Raw genomic sequence first — 18,200 nt, forward strand, 5'->3', positions numbered from 1 at the left:
CCCGCCGTAGAATGATACGGCTCTTTAACATAGTCAGTTAAGCCACTAACTTCTAACGGCTTACCAACTCGAACTTGATTGCGGAAAACACGTTCCGCACACTCTACCAATCCGTCAATTTGTGCCGCTCCACCAGTGAGAACGACGCCAGCTGCAAGGTGGTGTTTAATACCTTCATCTCGTAGCTGTAATTGAACCGTATCAATAGTTTGGTTAACGAGACCCATAAGTTCAGTGTAACGTGGTTCAATCACTTCCGACAAAGTTTGTCGTTGCAAACTTCTCGATGGGCGACCACCAACACTTGGGACGTTAACAGAGTCATCCTTGCTTACGAGTTCACTCAGAGCGCAACCATGGTTTACTTTTATCTCTTCAGCATCGCTCACTGGCGTACCGAAAGCGAAGGCAATATCACTGGTTACTGCATTTCCTGCGTAGGAAAAGACTTCTGTGTGTCGCAGTGCGCCGCCAGTCCAAATGGAAATATCCATCGTACCCGCGCCGATATCCACCACACATACTCCAAGCTCTCTCTCGTCTTCAGTAATTACCGCATTACTTGAGGCAAGTCCTGAAAACACGATCTGTTCTACTGTAAGACCACATCGTTCAACAGCTTTAATAATGTTTCTCGCCATGTCGCTATGGCAAGAAATTAGGTGAACGCTGACCTCCATTCGAACACCAGATAAGCCAAGTGGGTTCTTAATCCCTTCTTGATAATCAATGGTAAATTCTTGTGGGATCACGTGCAGAATTCTCTGCTCATCACCTATTTTAATTGATTTCGCGGTATGGATCGCTCGATCCATATCGTCTTGAGACACCTCTTCATCAGAGATAGTGCCCATGCCTTTTTCAATTCGGCTTGCGATATGTTTACCCGATAGCGAGATAAATACATTGCTGATTTGGCATTCCGCCATCAACTCTGCTTGATCAATAGCTCGCTGAACCGACTTAACTACCGACTCTAGGTCGTTTACACCACCTTTATCCATACCTCTGGATGGGCTTTGCCCAGAACCAATGATATTGATTTGACCATCAGGCAATATTTCACCAACCAGAGCTGATATGGTCGCAGTGCCTATATCAAGACCAACGATTATGTTGTCATCTGCGGTCTTAGTCATCTGTGCTCTCTTCTAACTCTTGCTCTGGAAACCAGCCTACAGCGGCTCCCGTATCATACCTGAGGTCGATGTAGCTCACTTGATTCGCTTTACTACCAAGTTCGTTGTAAAGCGAAATGAAGCGTTCAACACGCGCATCTAAAGAATCTTTACCTAGTTCTAAACGGATACCGTTATCTAGGATTATTTGCCAAGCGCGACGCTCATTGAGAACGAGAGAGGTAACGGTTAACCCTAGACTGTTAATCAAAGGGGTTATCTGTCGCCACTTTTCTATCACTTCTTGGCTGGTGCCGTCTGGGCCGTAAAGCTTAACTCTATCACCCTTCAACAGGCCGATATCACCATTAAACACCTGACCATCGTCATTCAGCAGCATGTTACCGTTCCAGATTGCTGCTGCATGGTACTCAGTCAAAAATACTTTTATTGTGTCTGGCCACTGCTTACGAATGGAGACCACTGAAACCCAAGGTAACGCTTCTAAACTGTCTTGTAACACACCGATGTCTTGCGACATGAAGGTTCCAATATGCTCTAGCTTGCTAAAGGCATGTTGAACATCACCAGCGGTTACGTAAGTTAAGTCGCCTTGAAGTACTATTTTGGAGAGAGGCAATCGCTGATCGTCCCACATCCAAGTCAGTGTGGTATAGAAAAGAAACCCAATGAATAGCAATACCATGACAAAAAAAGACCCGCCTAAGGCGTGTTTCTTGAGCGACGGTAAACTGAATAGGTGGCGGTTTTCGCTAAAAGTACTTTCTACCAAAGCCCGCATTCCCTGTCGTTGGTTCGCAATTCTATTCCCTATCTTCGTAATAGAGGTAAAAGCACTTACTTTAACCTATGAATTATACTGAGCAAAATCAAACTATCAAACGTTGATAATAAGATTTTTGGTCAATTTTAGGTCAATCGCAAGAAGTGAGCGATTGACCACAGTCTGTAGACAGTATTCTGTTACGCGTTCTGCATTTTATTAATGTCTAACTGTAACGATTCCAACTGCTTCGCAACTCGACCAACATCGCCTGCACCCTGCGTTAAAACAAGGTCACCGCCTTGAATTACGTTGGCTAAAGCCGATGGCAGTGCATTGATATCGGCAACAAAGATTGGATCTATCTTACCACGCCCACGAATAGTTCGACTTAATGAACGTCCGTCAGCCCCTGCAATAGGTTTCTCACCTGCAGAATAAACATCTAACAGAATTAGGACATCAACCTGCTCAAGAACGTTCGCAAAATCATCATACAGATCGCGAGTACGACTATAACGGTGCGGTTGGAAGATCATTACAAGACGTTTATCAGTCCAGCCACTACGAGCAGCTTGAATCGTCACATCAACTTCGGTTGGATGATGACCGTAATCATCAACCAACATTGCCACGCCTTTACCTGTTTCATACTCACCTAGGTGATCGAAACGGCGACCCGTGCCTTCGGTTCCCGCCATCGCTTTGAGAATCGCTTCATCGCTGATGTCATCTTCTGTTGCAACAGCAATCGCCGCGGATGCATTCAATGCATTGTGACGACCTGGAATGTTTAACGTGATATCAAGGTTAGCTTTACCTTCACGTACGACAGTGAACTTACCTTGTTGGCCTTCTTGTACGTAGTTCTCAATACGAATATCCGCATCTTCTGAGAAACCGTAAGTAATCACCTGGCGACTTACTTGAGGAATAAGCTCACGCACTACTGGATCATCAACACACATCACAGCCTGACCGTAGAATGGTAGGTTGTGTAAAAAATCAATAAACGTCTGCTTTAGCGTTTCAAAATCGCCTCCGTAGGTATCCATATGATCCGCTTCAATGTTAGTTACGATACTAACCATTGGTTGCAGATGTAAGAATGACGCATCACTTTCATCGGCTTCAGCGATAAGAATACGGCTTGAACCTAAACGTGCGTTAGTGCCGGCACTTTTCACCAAACCACCATTTACGAAGGTTGGATCTAGACCTGCTTCAGAATAAATCTGTGTCACTAGCGCAGTCGTGGTTGTCTTACCGTGCGTACCTGCCACAGCAATGCCGTGACGAAAACGCATTAGCTCAGCCAGCATTTCTGCACGACGAACGATCGGTGTGCGCGCTTCACGAGCTGCAATAATTTCTGGGTTTTCTTCGTTGATAGCGGTTGAAACCACCACCACACTTGCGTCGGCAACGTTACTCGCTTGGTGACCGATATAAACGGTCGCACCCTTGCTAACTAAACGATCAGTCACTGGGTTTTGAGCAATATCAGAACCCGTGATCTGGTAGCCTTCATTTAGCAAGACTTCAGCAATCCCGCTCATTCCGGCACCACCAATACCAATGAAGTGGATAGATTTAACACGGCGCATCTCTGGCACCATTGCACGGATTTGCGCTAAGTCTTGGGTATGTTCAATCGTCATCAATTCAATCTCATTATTTTGCTAAAGCTTTAATCGCTTCAGCGACGGTCACATCAGCATCAAGCTTGGCGGCTTGACGAGCTTTTGTTGCCATCATTTTTAATTCATTTCTATCAAGCTGCGCGATAGTGTTCGCTAGCTTATCAGCCGTTAGTTGAGGCTGTTCAATCATTAACGCTGCGCCACATTCAACTAAATGGTCGGCATTCAACGCTTGTTGTCTGTCTTTGTGCATAAACGGAACGAAGATAGAACCGACACCTGCCGCAGACACTTCTGATACGGTTAATGCACCTGAGCGACACACTAATAGATCTGCCCACTCATAAGCTTGCGCCACATCATCAATAAATTCAGTCACTTGAACATTCTCTACAGAATGTGATTTGTATTGCTCAATGACTTGCTGTTGATTGTTCTTACCCGCTTGGTGCATCACAGTGAAGCCTTCACAAAGCTGCGCCATCGTTACTGGCAAGGTATCGTTCAGGATTTTGGCGCCCTGACTACCGCCCATAACCAAGATGCGGATGTCACCATCACGCTCAGCCATGCGTTGCTCGGGTTCAGCTAAGGCAACCACATCTTCGCGTACTGGGTTACCCACCACTTCTGCGGTAGGGAAAGCACCAGGGAAAGCTTGGAAAACCTTTTTAGCAATTTTAGACAGCCATTGGTTAGTTAAACCTGCCACTGCATTTTGTTCATGCAGAACCACTGGAATGCCAGACAACCATGCCGCGATACCACCCGGGCCACTCACGTAACCACCCATGCCAAGTACCACATCAGGCTGCCAAGCTTTAATGTGCTGTCTTGCTTGAAGTATGGCATTAATAATCTGAAACGGCGCTTTAATTAACTTGCTAATGCCTTGACCACGCAGGCCTTTCACCTTGATGAAGTCGATCTCAATGCCATGCTTTGGCACTAAATCCGCTTCCATTCTATCTGCTGTTCCTAACCAGCGAATTTCCCAACCTTGTTGCTGAAGCTTTTTAGCTACCGCTAACCCTGGAAAAACGTGACCGCCAGTACCACCAGCCATCACTAAAAGTTTTTTGTTTTGTTTCATCACGTTAGATTCTTATTCTACTAATTCGTTTTGATTATCGGCTTGTTCTTTCTGCTGCATTCGGCATTCGTGATCGATACGCAGTAGCATAGACACCGCCACCGACATCACGATAAGACTTGAACCACCATAACTGATCAGCGGTAAGGTTAAGCCTTTGGTTGGGACGATACCTGAAGCAGCCCCCACATTAACAAGCGTCTGAAATGCAAACCAAATACCAATACCAAATGCCAGATAACCACTGAATACTTGGTCGTTTTCAAAAGCCTTTTTACCAATAAGAATGGCTTTAAAAACCAAGCTAAAGATCAGCATCAACACTAAGGTTACGCCAACAAAACCCAATTCTTCTGCCAACACAGCAAATACAAAATCGGTGTGCGCTTCCGGTAGGTATTCGAGTTTCTGAATTGAGTTACCCAGCCCTTGCCCCATCCAATCACCACGGCCGAACGCCATCAATGACTGAGTTAGCTGGTAACCACTGCCGAACGGGTCGTTCCAAGGTTCCCAGAATGAGGTAACACGTCGAACACGATAAGGTTCTATAACAATCAAACCGACGACCGCGGCAATACCTGCCACCATCAAGGCGATAAACTGTGAAAGCTTGGCACCAGCAATGAATAGCATGCCGAACAGGGTCACTAGCATTACGACCACGGTACCTAAATCGGGCTGGCCTAGCAGCAGCACGGCAAAAGCGCCGAATACCATGATCGGTTTACCAAAACCACCGAAGAAGGTTTTTCTGACTTCATCTTGTTTACGAACCAAGTAGCCCGCCATAAAGATAAACAGCGATAACTTGGCGACTTCTGCCGGTTGTAAGTTAAATAGCCCTAAAGGGATCCAACGCGATGCGCCATTAACCGACTTACCGACGGCTAATACCACAATCAGCAAGAAGAAGGACAAGCCCAGTAGATACATACTGTATTGAAACCAGCGCTGCATCGGGATTTGCAATATGACGCTGGAGACACCTAACGCCAACACAAGGAAGATGGCATGACGGAACATAAAGTGAAATGGCTGATCGGTTAAACGAGCACTGATAGGAAACGAAGCCGACGTTACCATCACTAAGCCCGTCAGCATCAGTCCAAGAGCAATCCATACCAATTGACGATCGTAAAGCGCCTCTGGTGTGGCACGGTTAAGCCATTGCCAAATAGATTGATTAATCTCTCTCACTCTTTGCACTGAATGTTAGTCCTTCAACACGTTAGGCATACTCATGAGCAAGTTCAGTGAACGCATCACCTCTTGCCATGAAGTTATTAAATTGATCGAAGCTGGCACACGCTGGGGACAACATCACCATATCACCAGCAACTAACTGCTTCGAGATACTCTCGATAATGTCACCCATAGTTTCAAACGTCTTAGACGATGGGTGCAACGGCATAAATTGCGCGGCATCTTCACCAAAACAACACAGTTGAACGCGCTCTAGTTGCGACAACACTGGCTTAAGCTCGCTAAAGTCGGCACCTTTACCAACCCCACCAACCAGAAGATACAAAGTACCTTGGCACTCTAAGCCCGAGAGAGCCGCTAATGTACTGGCTACATTGGTAGCTTTCGAGTCGTTAACCCATTTGATTTCGCGTTTGTCAGCCACCACTTGGCAGCGATGCGTCAAACCATTGTAGGCCTTCAAGGCTTCAAGGCTTTTACTGTAATCAATACCGACTTGTTTAAGCAGTGCTAGCGAGACTAACGCATTTGCCACATTGTGACGTCCAACCAATGTTAAATCTTGGGTTGCAAGTACAGGTTTACCGTTATCCATTAACCATTCGGTACCATCAACTGTCGCGACACCAAACTCCTGGCCGTCGAGTCCGAATGTTACTAATGACATGTTGTGGTCTGGATACGTCTCTTTGTCGTCGCGGTTTACAATCGCATATTGAGCATTATTAAAGATTCTTAGCTTGGCATCGCGGTAATCGGCCATGCCTTGGTAGCGATCCATATGGTCTTCTGACAGATTCAGAAATGCTGCTGCTGCTAAGTTTAGGCTTGATGTTGTTTCTAACTGAAAGCTTGAAAGCTCAAGAACATATAAATCAGCATTAAGCTCTAGAAGATCTAAGGCAGGGATACCAATGTTGCCACCGACACCGACATTCAAACCCGCCGCCTTTGCAAGTACGCCAGTAAGGTCAGTCACGGTGCTCTTGCCGTTAGAACCTGTTATTGCCACAACGGGTTTGTCTACCGCCCAGCCAAACAGTTCAATATCACCAACAACCGGAGTACCCGTTTGAATAACATCTTGAATTTCCGGTGTCGCGAGTGCGATACCTGGGTTAGCAACCACCAAATCAGCTTCCGCTAACCATTGGCTATTCCAACTTCCAGAATGCAGCTCTACCGATTCAGGCAAAGATTCTCGGCCCGGTGGTAGCTCTCGAGTATCAATCACCTTCACATGCGTATGAGGCTGATATTTTACGAGATGTTTAACGACAGAGAGCCCGGTAATACCGAGCCCCACAACCACTACATTTTGAATATTTTGCCAACGTTCCATTTAAACAAGATGCTCTTAATAGTTTTAAAGAGCCTCTACTCAGAGGCTCATACAGGATTAACGAACTTTCAGTGTCGCAAGGCCAACCAGTACTAATACCATTGAGATGATCCAAAAACGCACGATAACACGCGGCTCTGGCCAACCTTTCAGTTCATAGTGGTGGTGAATCGGTGCCATGCGGAAAATACGCTGACCACGCAATTTATAAGAGCCCACCTGCAGAATCACTGACAGAGTCTCCATTACAAACACACCGCCCATGATAACCAGTACCAACTCTTGGCGAACTAACACAGCAATCACACCCAATGCACCGCCAAGTGCTAGTGAGCCAACATCGCCCATGAATACTTGTGCTGGGTAGGTGTTGAACCATAAGAAGCCAAGCCCAGCACCCACGATAGCAGTACATACAACTACAAGCTCAGAAGTGTATGGGATGTATGGAATGTGTAGATATGCCGCGAAGTTAACGTTACCTGTCGCCCAAGCAATCACAGCAAAACCAGCAGCAACCATCACTGTTGGCATAATCGCCAAACCATCTAGGCCGTCTGTTAGGTTCACCGCGTTACTGGTACCCACAATAACAAAATAAGTCAGTACGATGTACAATAAACCTAATTGTGGCATCACATCTTTAAAGAAAGGCACCACCAGTTGGGTTGCCGCTGTATCGTGTCCGTGAGCATACAGAGCAAACGCCACAACCAATGCAATAGCCGATTGCCAGAAGTACTTCCAACGAGCGATCAAGCCATCTGTGTTTTTACGAACCACTTTACGGTAGTCATCAACAAAGCCAACCGCACCGTAACCGCCAAGGACAACCAATACCGCCCAAACGTAAGGGTTAGAAAGATCAGCCCACATTAATACTGTAATAATAATGGCGGCTAGGATCATCACGCCGCCCATGGTTGGTGTGCCACGTTTGCTAAAGTGAGATTCAGGGCCGTCATTACGAACAACTTGGCCAATTTGTAGCATTTGCAGACGCTCAATTAAACGAGGTCCCATCCACAGCGACAGACATAAAGCCGTCAAAATACTCGCGATTGCACGAAACGATAGGTATTCGAACAAACGGAAAAAAGAAAGGTGTGGCTGTAGTAGCTCTGCAAGCCAAATTATCATGAAAAGTTCTCCTTTAAAGCAGCGGCTATTTTACTCATTCCTGCACTATTCGCGCCTTTTACCAACAAGGTATGTGACGCGTTTTCTGGCAAGCATAAGTGCTGCTCTATGTGCGCGATCATCGCTTGATGCGTTGCAAAGTGGGTACCATTACAGACCTCACTAATCACCTTGGTATCATCACCGTAAGTGAGTAGATGCTCAAAAGCGAATGGGGCAGCATATTCACCGACTTGACGGTGAAGTGCAAGGCTTTCGTCGCCTAATTCAGCCATATTGCCTAAAATCAACCAACGTTGACCTTTGAAGCTCGACAGCAATTTGGCTGCCGCCTTCATCGCGGGTACGCTGGCGTTATAACTGTCATCTATCAGCTTGATATTCTGACTTAATTGTTGAACCTCAACTCGTCCTTTGACGGAGATAAGATTCGCTAAACCATTTTTTACTTCTTCAAGCGTGGCACCAAACTGAATACTCAACGCTGCCGCCGCCAACGCATTTGCTACGTTATGCTGACCAATAATGCCAAGCTCAACCGGCATAGCGCCTTGCGGTGTTTGCATCTCAAAGCAAGCTTCACCCTTCTCATTAATGCGAATATTCTTAGCAAAGTAATCTGCCGTACTGTCGCTTTCTGAAAATGTCAGTACCGTTTTATCTGCGAGTACTTCATTCCAAAAGTCGCCACCGTTGCTTTCTAGATTAACAATAGCAGTATCACCGGCAGCAAGCCCCTGAAAGATTTCACCTTTCGCTTGTTTAACACCATCAATTGAGCCAAAGCCTTCTAGATGCGCGGCAGCTACGTTATTCACCAACGCCACCTGCGGTTTCACAAGTTGCGTGGTATAGGCGATTTCACCAATATGATTCGCGCCCAGTTCTATCACGGCATAGTCGTCATTGGGCTCACTGCCCAGTAAGGTTAGTGGTACACCAATATCATTATTGAAGTTACCCGCCGTAAACAGCACCTTGCCACGTTGCTGCAGAATGCTCGCCACCATCTCTTTGACGGTCGTTTTGCCACAGCTTCCTGTAATCGCCATGGTTGGCACGTCACATTGTTTGTGGATCCAAGCACTTAGCTGACCTAAAGCAAGTTTAGTGTCTTCAACAACAACTTGAGTAATATTTAGGTCAAGTTTTCGTTCGACTAACAACGCACTCGCATTTGCCTCAACCGCTTGATGACAAAAGTCATGCGCATCGAAGCGTTCTCCGACAATAGCCACAAACAATGCGCCTTCTTCAACGGTGCGAGTGTCGGTAGAAACGGCATTAATTACGGCATTGTTTGAGTTACCAGCCTCAATCAACTCACCGCTGACCGCTGAACAAATCTGTTCGAGTGATACATCAATCATTATGAAATACCTAAAAGTTGAAGCGCAGACTCTCGATCTGAGTAATGGATCGTTTCGTCTTTTAATACTTGGTAATCCTCATGGCCTTTACCAGCCAAAAGAATAATGTCATTGCTGTCTGCCTGTTCAAGCGCGAACTTAACCGCTTGGTAGCGATCGTGTTCCACAAATGCAGATTCTGGTTTGCTTAAGCCTGCCAGCATGTCTTTGACAATCAAGGCCGGATCTTCGCTACGAGGGTTGTCATCTGAAATAATGATTTTATCGGCGAACTGCTCTGCGGTCGCTGCCATCATAGGACGCTTACCAGTGTCACGGTCACCGCCGCAGCCAAAGATAGCCCACAATTTTCCAGAACAGTGAACTCGCAGTGCTGCTAATGCTTTTTCTAAAGCGTCTGGCGTATGCGCGTAGTCGACAACCACTTTTGCTTTGTTCGGCACTTGGAACAGTTCCATACGACCAATCACAGGTTGCAGCTGAGGCGTAGTATCGACCAAGATTTGCTTATCTATACCTAATGACAGCAAGGTCGCAAAGGCCACCAGTACGTTTGATGCGTTAAACTGACCAATTAATGGAACCGAAAGATCGCCTTGTCCCCAACTACCATCGAAAGAGAGCTTAATCCCAGTTTCTGCATAGGCAACATCAGATGCCCATACCGACTGTTGGTAGCCCGTTAATGGAAGTAATGAAACAGCAATCGCATTCGATAAATCTGTCATCCAAGCTTTGCCCACTTCGTCATCAACATTTATCACAGCGTGCTTGCATTTGTGTTCAGTAAACAGGCTCTTCTTAGCCAAAGCGTACTCTTCCATCGTGCCATGGTAATCAAGATGATCACGGCTCAAATTAGTGAATACACCGACTTCGAAGTCCAAGGCTTTAACGCGACCTTGCACCAAACCATGAGAAGATATTTCCATAGCTGTGTAAGCCGCGTTTTCTTCAGCTAACTCACTCAGTGTGCGTTGTATTTCAATCGCACTGCCTGTGGTATTCGCCGCGGTTTTTAGATTGTCTAAAAAGCCATTACCCGTGGTGCCCATTACTGCAGAGCGTTGACCAACAAGATCAAGCCATTGAACAATCAATTGGGTGATGGTGGTTTTGCCATTGGTGCCGGTAACACCTATCAACTTAGTCGCTTGAGACGAGTAAACACGACCGGCCAACTCAGATAACACCAAGTTAAGGTCTTTAATGTAAATTACTGGAACAGCATCCAACCACTCAATCAGACCATGGGCCTTTTCAGCATCAGCTTGTGCGATAACGGCATTGGTTCCCTGTGCGACCGCTTTGTCGATGAAACGACGGCCATCAACAGCATGCCCAACCACAGCAACAAAAATATCGCCGTCTTTGATGGCACGACTATCCAACTCCAACTGCTCAACAGCAATCGCATCCAGCTCAGGTGAACTAAAGTCACCCCAAGGAGAAAGTAAAGATGACAGCGTGAGGCTATTACTCATATTGAATCCTGATTGGCTCTATTCTTGAAACTTGTTTTCATCAGCAGGGACATTCAGTATTTGCAATGCACCCTTCATGATTTCAGAAAAAACGGGGGCAGCAACTGAACCGCCATAGTAAAGGTCACCTTGAGGCTCATTGACCACAACAACCAGCGCGACTCTTGGGTCACTAACCGGGGCAAAACCTGCGGTGATCGCAATGTATTCGTCACTGTATCCGCCAGCTTCAGCCTTACGAGAAGTACCCGTTTTTGCTGCAACTCGGTAACCAGGAACGGCCGCTCTTGTTGCTGTGCCGCCTTTTTGAGTCACCCCTTCGAGCATATTCAAAACCAGTTCAGCGTTCTCGCGCTTGATGATCTGCTTAGAAAAGTCTTGGTCGTTGCTCTTAATAATATGAATCGGTTCATACATGCCTTTGTTGGCTAGCGTCGCATACGCGTGGGCCAACTGCATCGGTGTCACAGACAAACCGTAACCGAATGATAGTGTTGCAATTTCAAACTTAGACCAGCGACGACGATTCGGGAAAATACCGCTCGTTTCACCGATTAAGTTCAGCCCAGACATTTCGCCTAGACCAACAGAACTGTACATCCCAAGCAGGGCTTCTAAAGGCATGTTAAGTGCCAACTTCGCCACACCGATGTTACTCGACTTCTTGAGGATCAGTGCTAAATCAGCCTTACCGACTTTAGAAGAATCTCGCACACGGCTACCACCGATCTGCATGATGCCGTTGCCAGTATCAATAACGATATCTGGATCTGCCGTGCCGTTCTCTAGCGCCGCCAAAACCACAAAAGGTTTCACGGTAGAGCCGGGTTCCATCGCATCAGTAAGTACGCGGTTACGCATCTTAAAACTTTGTAAATCCGCACGATTGTTCGGGTTATAAGAAGGGGCATTGACCATCGCCAACACAGCGCCGGTTTTTACATCCAACAGAATAGCAGAGCCAGAAGTCGCCTTATGATCGGCCACCGCCTGTTTAATCGCTCGGTAGGCGATCGCTTGTAATCGTTGATCGATCGTTAGCTCGAGTGGTTTGCCTTCTTCACGCTCTTCTAAAGCAATGTTTTCAACAACACGTCCGTAGCGATCTTTACGAATCGTTCGCTTACCCGCCTCGCCTGTGAGCCATTTGTCATAGCTGCGCTCAACACCTTCTAGGCCGTGTCCATCAATGCCGGTAACACCGATAAGGTGCGCGCTGACTTCGCCGGCAGGATAGTAACGTCGAGATTCCGCCTTCAGACCAACACCCACCAGCTTAAGCTCACGGATATACTTAGCCATTGCAGGGCTAACTTGTCTTTGCAGGTAAATAAATCGACGGGATTTGTTACTAGAGATCTTGTCGATCATCGATTGTCGCTCTAAGCCAAGTACATCGGCTAACGCGTACCAACGATCAATTTGGGCCATGCCGTTTTTATCGAAAATCGTTTTAGGATCGGCCCATACCGCTTCAACTGGAACACTCACAGCAAGCGGCTCGCCATTACGGTCTGAAATAATACCGCGAGCAGAAGGAATTGCCTTAACACGTACCGAGCGAAGGTCGCCCTGACGAATTAAGTTATCTGGTTCAATGATTTGGATGTAAGCCACACGACCAACCAGCGCAGCAAAGGCAAGAAACACGAAAGCAATAACGACGTTGAAACGCCATTTAATAAGAATTGGATCCGAATCCTTTTCGCTCTTCACTCGCTCTTTCGTTGGTTTCTTAACGGCTTTTGCGGGTGCTTTTTCCTTTTTACCGGTCATTTCAGTGTGATCACAACTTCTTTTTCAGAGTCTGGACGTTTCATGTCTAGCTCTCTTTTTGCCGATGCTTGAACGCGACTATGTTCAGCCAGAGCCGTCTCTTCAAGCATTAAATTTCGCCACTCATCATCAAGCTGTTCTCGCTCCACCAACGCCGTGTCTTTTTGCGTGATCGCCTGACGTGACATATGTGTCGTAAGAACGACCCCCATCGCACTCGCGAAGATACAGATAAGAAGCATCAATGGGACCTTGCCCACGGAGATCAAATCAAAAAATATTATCTTGGCTAAGTTCGGTTTGGAGGTCTTCATTGACTATAGCTTTTCTGCGATTCGTAATACTGAGCTACGCGAACGAGTATTCTCATCCACTTCATCTTTAGAAGGCTTGATCGCTTTACCAATTGGTTTTAGATCGGCACTACCTAAAGCTTTAATTTGATCTTCTGTTAGCGGTAAACCATGAGGAACCTGTGGCCCTTGGCTCTCTTTACGGATAAAGCGCTTCACCATGCGGTCTTCAAGAGAGTGGAAGCTGATAACAGAGATACGACCTTGAGGAGCAAGAATGCTTGCTGCACCTTTCAGTGCGGTATCGATCTCTTCAAGTTCGCTGTTGATATAGATACGGAAGGCTTGGAAAGCACGTGTTGCTGGGTGCTTTTTCTCTTTGAAGCTTTTTGGAGCTACATCCGAGATAAGCTTAGCCAACTGACCAGTGCGCGTTAGTGGTTCGTTCTCTTCACTCTCTTGATAAGCGATGATTCCTTTCGCGATACGACGAGCGTGTTTGTCTTCACCGAACTCACGAATAACCCAAGTGATATCATCAAGATCCGCTTCAACTAACCACTGAGAAACAGGAATACCAGTTGTTGGGTCCATACGCATATCAAGCGGGCCGTCTTTCATGAAGCTAAAGCCACGCTCAGCATCATCTAGCTGTGGTGAAGAAACACCTAGATCCAGTAAAACGCCATCCACTTGACCGACTAAGTCATAACGCTCTGCATATTCAGCCATACCTGAGAACGGGCCGTGAATAATCGTAAAACGAGGGTCATCAATCTTTTGCGCTTCTGCAATCGCTTGTGGATCGCGGTCAATACTAAAGAGTCGTCCATTCTCGCCCAGTTTAGACAGGATTGTACGGCTGTGACCACCACGGCCAAAAATACCATCGATGTAGGTACCGTCAGGGTTGATCGCAAGTCCGTCAATAGATTCGTTAAGCAATACTGAAATATGTTTGAATGCTTCTGTCATAGTCTTCTCAGTGAGTGGATTGAGCCATTAGTTCGGCAATAATTTGTTCTATTAACGTTTTAGTGTACTGATTTCACGCCGTATCTCCACCATATTGTGTATAGGCTTTGGGAATTTTTGACCCAAGCTCATATCAGGATGAAGGATTCTAAGGAAATCTAAATAATTTACGTCAATATAAAGCAAAAAACCCATCACTACCGTTAAGTAATGATGGGTTCTTTATATAGGTGGAGTTGACACATACGCCGGGTTCTGTTCCGCTTGCGCGGCGGTAACCATTCGTCTAGGCCTGCAATCGCTCACAGGCTCAAGCAATCTACCCGCCCCCATACGCGAGCAACGCAATGTGAGGGCCTATTTGATCTTGCTCCGGGTGGAGTTTACCTTGCTACGAACTGTTGCCAGTCGCACGGTGCGCTCTTACCGCACCCTTTCAGCCTTACCTGTACCCCTTCCGAAGAAATGAGGCCATCGGCGGTCTTCTCTCTGCTGCACTTGTCGTGGGCTCGCGCCCCCCAGACGTTATCTGGCACCCTGCTCTATGGAGCCCGGACGTTCCTCCCCTCTACCAGTCTCCCGAAGGACTTCAACGTCAGTTTCCCGAAGGACCTCAACGTCAGTCTCCCGAAGGACATCAGCAAAGCAGCGATTACCCGTTCAACTCCGAGGGCGGATTGTATAGAGATTAGGGTGCAGTGTCTAGCGAGATCACAAATATGGTGCAAACCTCTAAGCAACTGCGTAATTTTTACACAATTCAGACAAAAAAGAGGAATGACGGCAATACCATCATTCCTCACAAGCTTTTCAATACAAGTTAGCTACTCTATAAAGAGGTATCTAGTTGTCTAGATGCTCTAGGCCCCATTTGTATAAAGCGTTCTTTTTCAGATTGTAGATTTCTGCCGTCATCGCCGCCGCTTTTTTAAGAGGCAGCTCTTTGGTTAGAATGCCTAGTGTGCGAGTCGCTTCGTCTGGCAATTCTGTGCTCGCTTCTTCACGGTGGCCGTGAATCAGTAACACCATCTCACCACGTTTACGGTTCGCGTCTTCTTCAATCCACTCAATAAGTTCACCCAGTGGCAGCCCTTGGATGGTTTCGAAGGTTTTGGTTAGCTCACGCGCCAATACAACCTCACGGTCAGGACCAAGAATCTCAAGCATGTCTTGTAGAGAGTCTGAAATACGGTGCGGTGATTCATAGAAGATGCAAGTGCGCTCTGCTTTTGCGATCTCTAAGAACTTGTCTTTACGACCTTTGCTCTTTGGTGGCAAGAAGCCTTCAAAACTGAAACGATCTGACGGTAAACCAGAAGCACTCAACGCGGTAATCACAGCACAAGCACCAGGAAGTGGCACAACTCTCACACCCGCTTGACGACATTGTGAGACAAGATGGTAACCTGGGTCACTAATTAAAGGAGTACCCGCATCAGAGACTAATGCGATAGACTGACCTTCTAATAACCTTTCGACTAGAACTTGTGCTTTAGTTTGTTCATTATGATCATGTAAAGCGAACGTTCTGGTTGATATATTGAAGTGAGCAAGCAGCTTACCCGTGTGGCGTGTGTCTTCGGCTGCAATAACATCGACACTTGATAAAATTTCAATTGCTCTTTGAGTGATATCTCCCAAATTTCCGATTGGGGTTGGCACAATGTAGAGAGTTGGGCTCTCTGTGAGCAAGGTTTTGTTATCTGTCATTTGTTTACCATCACTTCAACGATTAATATAGATACAAATTTATACGGAATTTAAAGAACTCATGGCAACGATGAACCATAAGAGACTCAGTGTACCACGCTTACTAACTCCAATTGCATTAGCAATTACATTGGCGGCTTGTTCTTCAGGTCCTCAAGCACCAACGAGCGTTGATATTACACTAGATCCAGCGCAATCAACTGAAAGTTACATGATGCAGGCGGATAGTAGCAAAGGAAGTCTACAAAACGACTGGTTAATCATGGCACTTAAGGCTTCTGTGCAAGCTGGAAAAACCGATCAAGCCACTCTGCTGATCAAACGCTTAGCAAAACAAGAGCTGAGCGAAACGCAACAAGCGGAATGGCAATTAGCTCGCGCTCAACTGTTGGTGAATAACTCGCAGCCTGAACAAGCTTATAGCCAACTGAACTTCCAGCCTTGGTGGAAACTTCCGAACGAGCAGTGGAAAGATTATCACGAGCTACGCGCGAACATTTCTGAAATGCAAAGCGAGTATTTTGAAGCAAGCCGTGAGTTAGTTCTTTATTCAGAATATCTAGACGCTGACGACGAGCTCCAACAACAAGCTGCTGACCGTATTTGGCAGAACCTAAATAGCTACTCTCAATATGAGATTCTAGAGCTTAAGACGTCGCCTACAGAAGACGTTCTTGCAGGTTGGTTACAGCTGGCGATTTACATGAAGACGCTGAACTCAAACCTTCCAAACCTGCAGGAAACCCTGTCTAATTGGCTAGCAGAGAATCCTCAGCACCCAGCAGCGACATACACACCTCAGGCGATCACTGACATCTTGGCGCTAGAGATCAGCAAGCCAACCAGCACTGCACTATTACTGCCTCTAACCGGTAAATACGGTAAGCAAGCACAACTTGTACGTGACGGTTTCATCTTTGCGATGATGAATGACAAAGAGCGTGAAGAAGATGCAACGCTGACGGTAATGGATACCAACGTGCAAAGTGCAACTGAAATCAAAGCGACACTGGAAGAGAACAACGTTGATTTCATCGTTGGCCCGCTGATTAAGAGCAACATAACTAAGCTTCAGCAAGCGCAGAAAAACCACGAAAACTCGATTCCAGCATTAGCTCTGAACATTCCAACGCAACTAGAACCAGATACCAACATTTGTTATCTCGCTCTATCGCCAGAACAAGAAGTCGCTCAGGCAGCGAAACACCTATTTGCTCAAGGCTACAAGTACCCGCTTATCCTTGCGCCAAGAGGACGTTTAGGTGAGCGTGTTGAGCAAGCGTTTAAAGAAGAGTGGAAAAAATACAGCAGCAACGATGTTGCTATCAGCTTGTTCTCTGACAAACGCCAACTGCAACGTAATGTGAATCAGGTATTCGGCTTGCAAGAGAGCCAACAACGTATCGCTCAAATGGACGGGTTACTGAACCTAGACCTAGAAACAGAGCCACGCAGCCGTCGTGATATCGATTCTGTCTACATTGTGGCTAAGAACTCAGAGCTAACGCTAATCAAACCCTTCATTGAAGTTGCAATTAACCCTGATGCGAGCCAACCCGCTCTGTTCTCAAACTCACGCAGCAACAGCGGTGATAAGCAGTATGAAGACCTAACAGGTGTGTTCTACAGCGATATCCCGCTATTAGTTGAGAATAAAAACGAGCTTAATAAAGAGCTCAACGACCTATGGCCTGCACACTCAAACGGCCAAAAGCGTCTGCAAGCACTAGGAATGGATGCATACTACCTAATGGATGCACTGCCACAGATGAAAGCAGTACAGGGTTACAGCATTCCAGGTGAAACGGGTGTGCTAACCATCGATAACAACTGTGTGGTTCAACGTGAAATCAGCTGGGCAGAGCATGGGGCTTTTTAGCCGAAAGTTCCTATCCAAACCAACCATCACCCACAAACAAGTGGGTGATAAATACGAGACCGTGGCAAAATCTTATCTGATTAACCACGGTTTATCGTTAATAGAAGAAAACTTCATAGCAAAATGTGGCGAGATTGATCTTATAATGCGCCACAACAATACGGTTGTGTTTGCTGAGGTAAAATACCGCAAGCAAACCCGCTACGGACATGCCGCTGAAATGGTGACTGTCAAGAAGTCACAGAAACTGCTCAAAACAGCCAATGTTTGGCTTATGCAGCAAGGCTTGTCGGTGCACTCTACAGATTTCAGGTTTGATATTGTTGCCATTGAAGGGCCGAATGACACTATCGACTGGATTCAAAACGCGATTACCCAAGGATAAAC

The 18,200-nt window shown here is 46.4% G+C and carries 15 protein-coding genes and 1 other RNA gene; 2 read left to right on the forward strand and 14 right to left on the reverse strand.

Features of this window, described 5'->3' with window-relative positions; genetic code table 11:
• The 14 genes from ftsA to rsmI all read right to left on the reverse strand — a co-directional run.
• A partial coding sequence (gene ftsA / locus A142_RS03005) for a cell division protein FtsA (RefSeq protein WP_019824576.1) occupies positions 1 to 1,139 on the reverse strand: 1,139 nt, incomplete at its 3' end.
• On the reverse strand, positions 1,132 to 1,824 hold the full coding sequence (locus A142_RS03010; protein ID WP_019824577.1) for a cell division protein FtsQ/DivIB: 693 nt from the start codon (positions 1,822 to 1,824) through the stop codon (positions 1,132 to 1,134). The genes ftsA and A142_RS03010, both read right to left, overlap by 8 nt.
• Positions 1,825 to 2,102: 278 nt before the next feature.
• Positions 2,103 to 3,563 (reverse strand): UDP-N-acetylmuramate--L-alanine ligase, encoded by a 1,461-nt coding sequence (gene murC, locus A142_RS03015; RefSeq protein WP_017059288.1) that lies wholly within the window; start codon positions 3,561 to 3,563, stop codon positions 2,103 to 2,105.
• A 13-nt stretch (positions 3,564 to 3,576) separates the two neighbouring features.
• Positions 3,577 to 4,638, reverse strand: a complete 1,062-nt coding sequence (murG, locus tag A142_RS03020; RefSeq protein ID WP_019824578.1) for an undecaprenyldiphospho-muramoylpentapeptide beta-N-acetylglucosaminyltransferase — start codon at positions 4,636 to 4,638, stop codon at positions 3,577 to 3,579.
• A 12-nt stretch (positions 4,639 to 4,650) separates the two neighbouring features.
• On the reverse strand, positions 4,651 to 5,847 hold the full coding sequence (gene ftsW / locus A142_RS03025) for a cell division protein FtsW (RefSeq protein WP_019824579.1): 1,197 nt from the start codon (positions 5,845 to 5,847) through the stop codon (positions 4,651 to 4,653).
• A gap of 22 nt (positions 5,848 to 5,869) precedes the next feature.
• The gene (gene murD / locus A142_RS03030; RefSeq protein ID WP_019824580.1) at positions 5,870 to 7,186 is read right to left on the reverse strand and encodes a UDP-N-acetylmuramoyl-L-alanine--D-glutamate ligase; all 1,317 of its coding nucleotides are present in this window, start codon (positions 7,184 to 7,186) and stop codon (positions 5,870 to 5,872) included.
• 57 nt (positions 7,187 to 7,243) lie between these two features.
• Positions 7,244 to 8,326 (reverse strand): phospho-N-acetylmuramoyl-pentapeptide-transferase, encoded by a 1,083-nt coding sequence (mraY, locus tag A142_RS03035; protein ID WP_019824581.1) that lies wholly within the window; start codon positions 8,324 to 8,326, stop codon positions 7,244 to 7,246.
• Positions 8,323 to 9,696 carry a UDP-N-acetylmuramoyl-tripeptide--D-alanyl-D-alanine ligase gene (locus tag A142_RS03040; RefSeq protein WP_019824582.1) on the reverse strand — a complete coding sequence of 458 codons (1,374 nt, stop codon included), beginning with the start codon at positions 9,694 to 9,696 and terminating at the stop codon, positions 8,323 to 8,325. Before A142_RS03040 ends, mraY begins: the two co-directional genes overlap by 4 nt.
• Entirely contained in the window at positions 9,696 to 11,180 is a 1,485-nt protein-coding gene (murE, locus tag A142_RS03045; RefSeq protein ID WP_019824583.1) for a UDP-N-acetylmuramoyl-L-alanyl-D-glutamate--2,6-diaminopimelate ligase, read from the reverse strand. The genes A142_RS03040 and murE overlap by 1 nt, the downstream gene beginning before the upstream one ends.
• 18 nt (positions 11,181 to 11,198) lie before the next feature.
• Positions 11,199 to 12,956, reverse strand: a complete 1,758-nt coding sequence (locus A142_RS03050) for a peptidoglycan glycosyltransferase FtsI (RefSeq protein ID WP_019824584.1) — start codon at positions 12,954 to 12,956, stop codon at positions 11,199 to 11,201.
• Positions 12,953 to 13,270 carry a cell division protein FtsL gene (gene ftsL / locus A142_RS03055; protein ID WP_019824585.1) on the reverse strand — a complete coding sequence of 106 codons (318 nt, stop codon included), beginning with the start codon at positions 13,268 to 13,270 and terminating at the stop codon, positions 12,953 to 12,955. The genes A142_RS03050 and ftsL overlap by 4 nt, the downstream gene beginning before the upstream one ends.
• A 3-nt stretch (positions 13,271 to 13,273) precedes the next feature.
• Complete coding sequence (gene rsmH / locus A142_RS03060; RefSeq protein WP_019824586.1) at positions 13,274 to 14,224, reverse strand: 16S rRNA (cytosine(1402)-N(4))-methyltransferase RsmH; 951 nt, start codon at positions 14,222 to 14,224, stop codon at positions 13,274 to 13,276.
• 228 nt (positions 14,225 to 14,452) lie between these two features.
• An RNA gene (gene rnpB / locus A142_RS03065) (RNase P RNA component class A) lies at positions 14,453 to 14,892 on the reverse strand.
• 175 nt (positions 14,893 to 15,067) lie between these two features.
• The gene (gene rsmI / locus A142_RS03070) at positions 15,068 to 15,934 is read right to left on the reverse strand and encodes a 16S rRNA (cytidine(1402)-2'-O)-methyltransferase (RefSeq protein ID WP_019824587.1); all 867 of its coding nucleotides are present in this window, start codon (positions 15,932 to 15,934) and stop codon (positions 15,068 to 15,070) included.
• A gap of 61 nt (positions 15,935 to 15,995) precedes the next feature.
• On the opposite strand from rsmI, the gene A142_RS03075 reads away from it, so the two are divergent.
• Both A142_RS03075 and A142_RS03080 read left to right on the forward strand, forming a co-directional pair.
• Entirely contained in the window at positions 15,996 to 17,813 is a 1,818-nt protein-coding gene (locus A142_RS03075) for a penicillin-binding protein activator (protein WP_019824588.1), read from the forward strand.
• Positions 17,800 to 18,198, forward strand: a complete 399-nt coding sequence (locus A142_RS03080; RefSeq protein ID WP_029405593.1) for a YraN family protein — start codon at positions 17,800 to 17,802, stop codon at positions 18,196 to 18,198. Before A142_RS03075 ends, A142_RS03080 begins: the two co-directional genes overlap by 14 nt.
• The last annotated feature ends 2 nt before the right edge of the window (positions 18,199 to 18,200 follow it).

This window comes from Vibrio splendidus 12E03, from assembly GCF_000272105.2.
GTDB classification, from domain to species: domain Bacteria; phylum Pseudomonadota; class Gammaproteobacteria; order Enterobacterales; family Vibrionaceae; genus Vibrio; species Vibrio splendidus_I.

Coding starts and splice junctions, on each gene's coding strand:
- A142_RS03010 (WP_019824577.1), bottom strand. CDS start 1,824: ATGGTATTGCTATTCATTGGGTTTCTTTTCTATACCACACTGACTTGG.
- murC (WP_017059288.1), bottom strand. CDS start 3,563: ATGACGATTGAACATACCCAAGACTTAGCGCAAATCCGTGCAATGGTG.
- murG (WP_019824578.1), bottom strand. CDS start 4,638: ATGAAACAAAACAAAAAACTTTTAGTGATGGCTGGTGGTACTGGCGGT.
- murD (WP_019824580.1), bottom strand. CDS start 7,186: ATGGAACGTTGGCAAAATATTCAAAATGTAGTGGTTGTGGGGCTCGGT.
- mraY (WP_019824581.1), bottom strand. CDS start 8,326: ATGATAATTTGGCTTGCAGAGCTACTACAGCCACACCTTTCTTTTTTC.
- A142_RS03040 (WP_019824582.1), bottom strand. CDS start 9,696: ATGATTGATGTATCACTCGAACAGATTTGTTCAGCGGTCAGCGGTGAG.
- murE (WP_019824583.1), bottom strand. CDS start 11,180: ATGAGTAATAGCCTCACGCTGTCATCTTTACTTTCTCCTTGGGGTGAC.
- A142_RS03050 (WP_019824584.1), bottom strand. CDS start 12,956: ATGACCGGTAAAAAGGAAAAAGCACCCGCAAAAGCCGTTAAGAAACCA.
- ftsL (WP_019824585.1), bottom strand. CDS start 13,270: ATGAAGACCTCCAAACCGAACTTAGCCAAGATAATATTTTTTGATTTG.
- rsmH (WP_019824586.1), bottom strand. CDS start 14,224: ATGACAGAAGCATTCAAACATATTTCAGTATTGCTTAACGAATCTATT.
- rsmI (WP_019824587.1), bottom strand. CDS start 15,934: ATGACAGATAACAAAACCTTGCTCACAGAGAGCCCAACTCTCTACATT.
- A142_RS03075 (WP_019824588.1), top strand. CDS start 15,996: ATGGCAACGATGAACCATAAGAGACTCAGTGTACCACGCTTACTAACT.
- A142_RS03080 (WP_029405593.1), top strand. CDS start 17,800: ATGGGGCTTTTTAGCCGAAAGTTCCTATCCAAACCAACCATCACCCAC.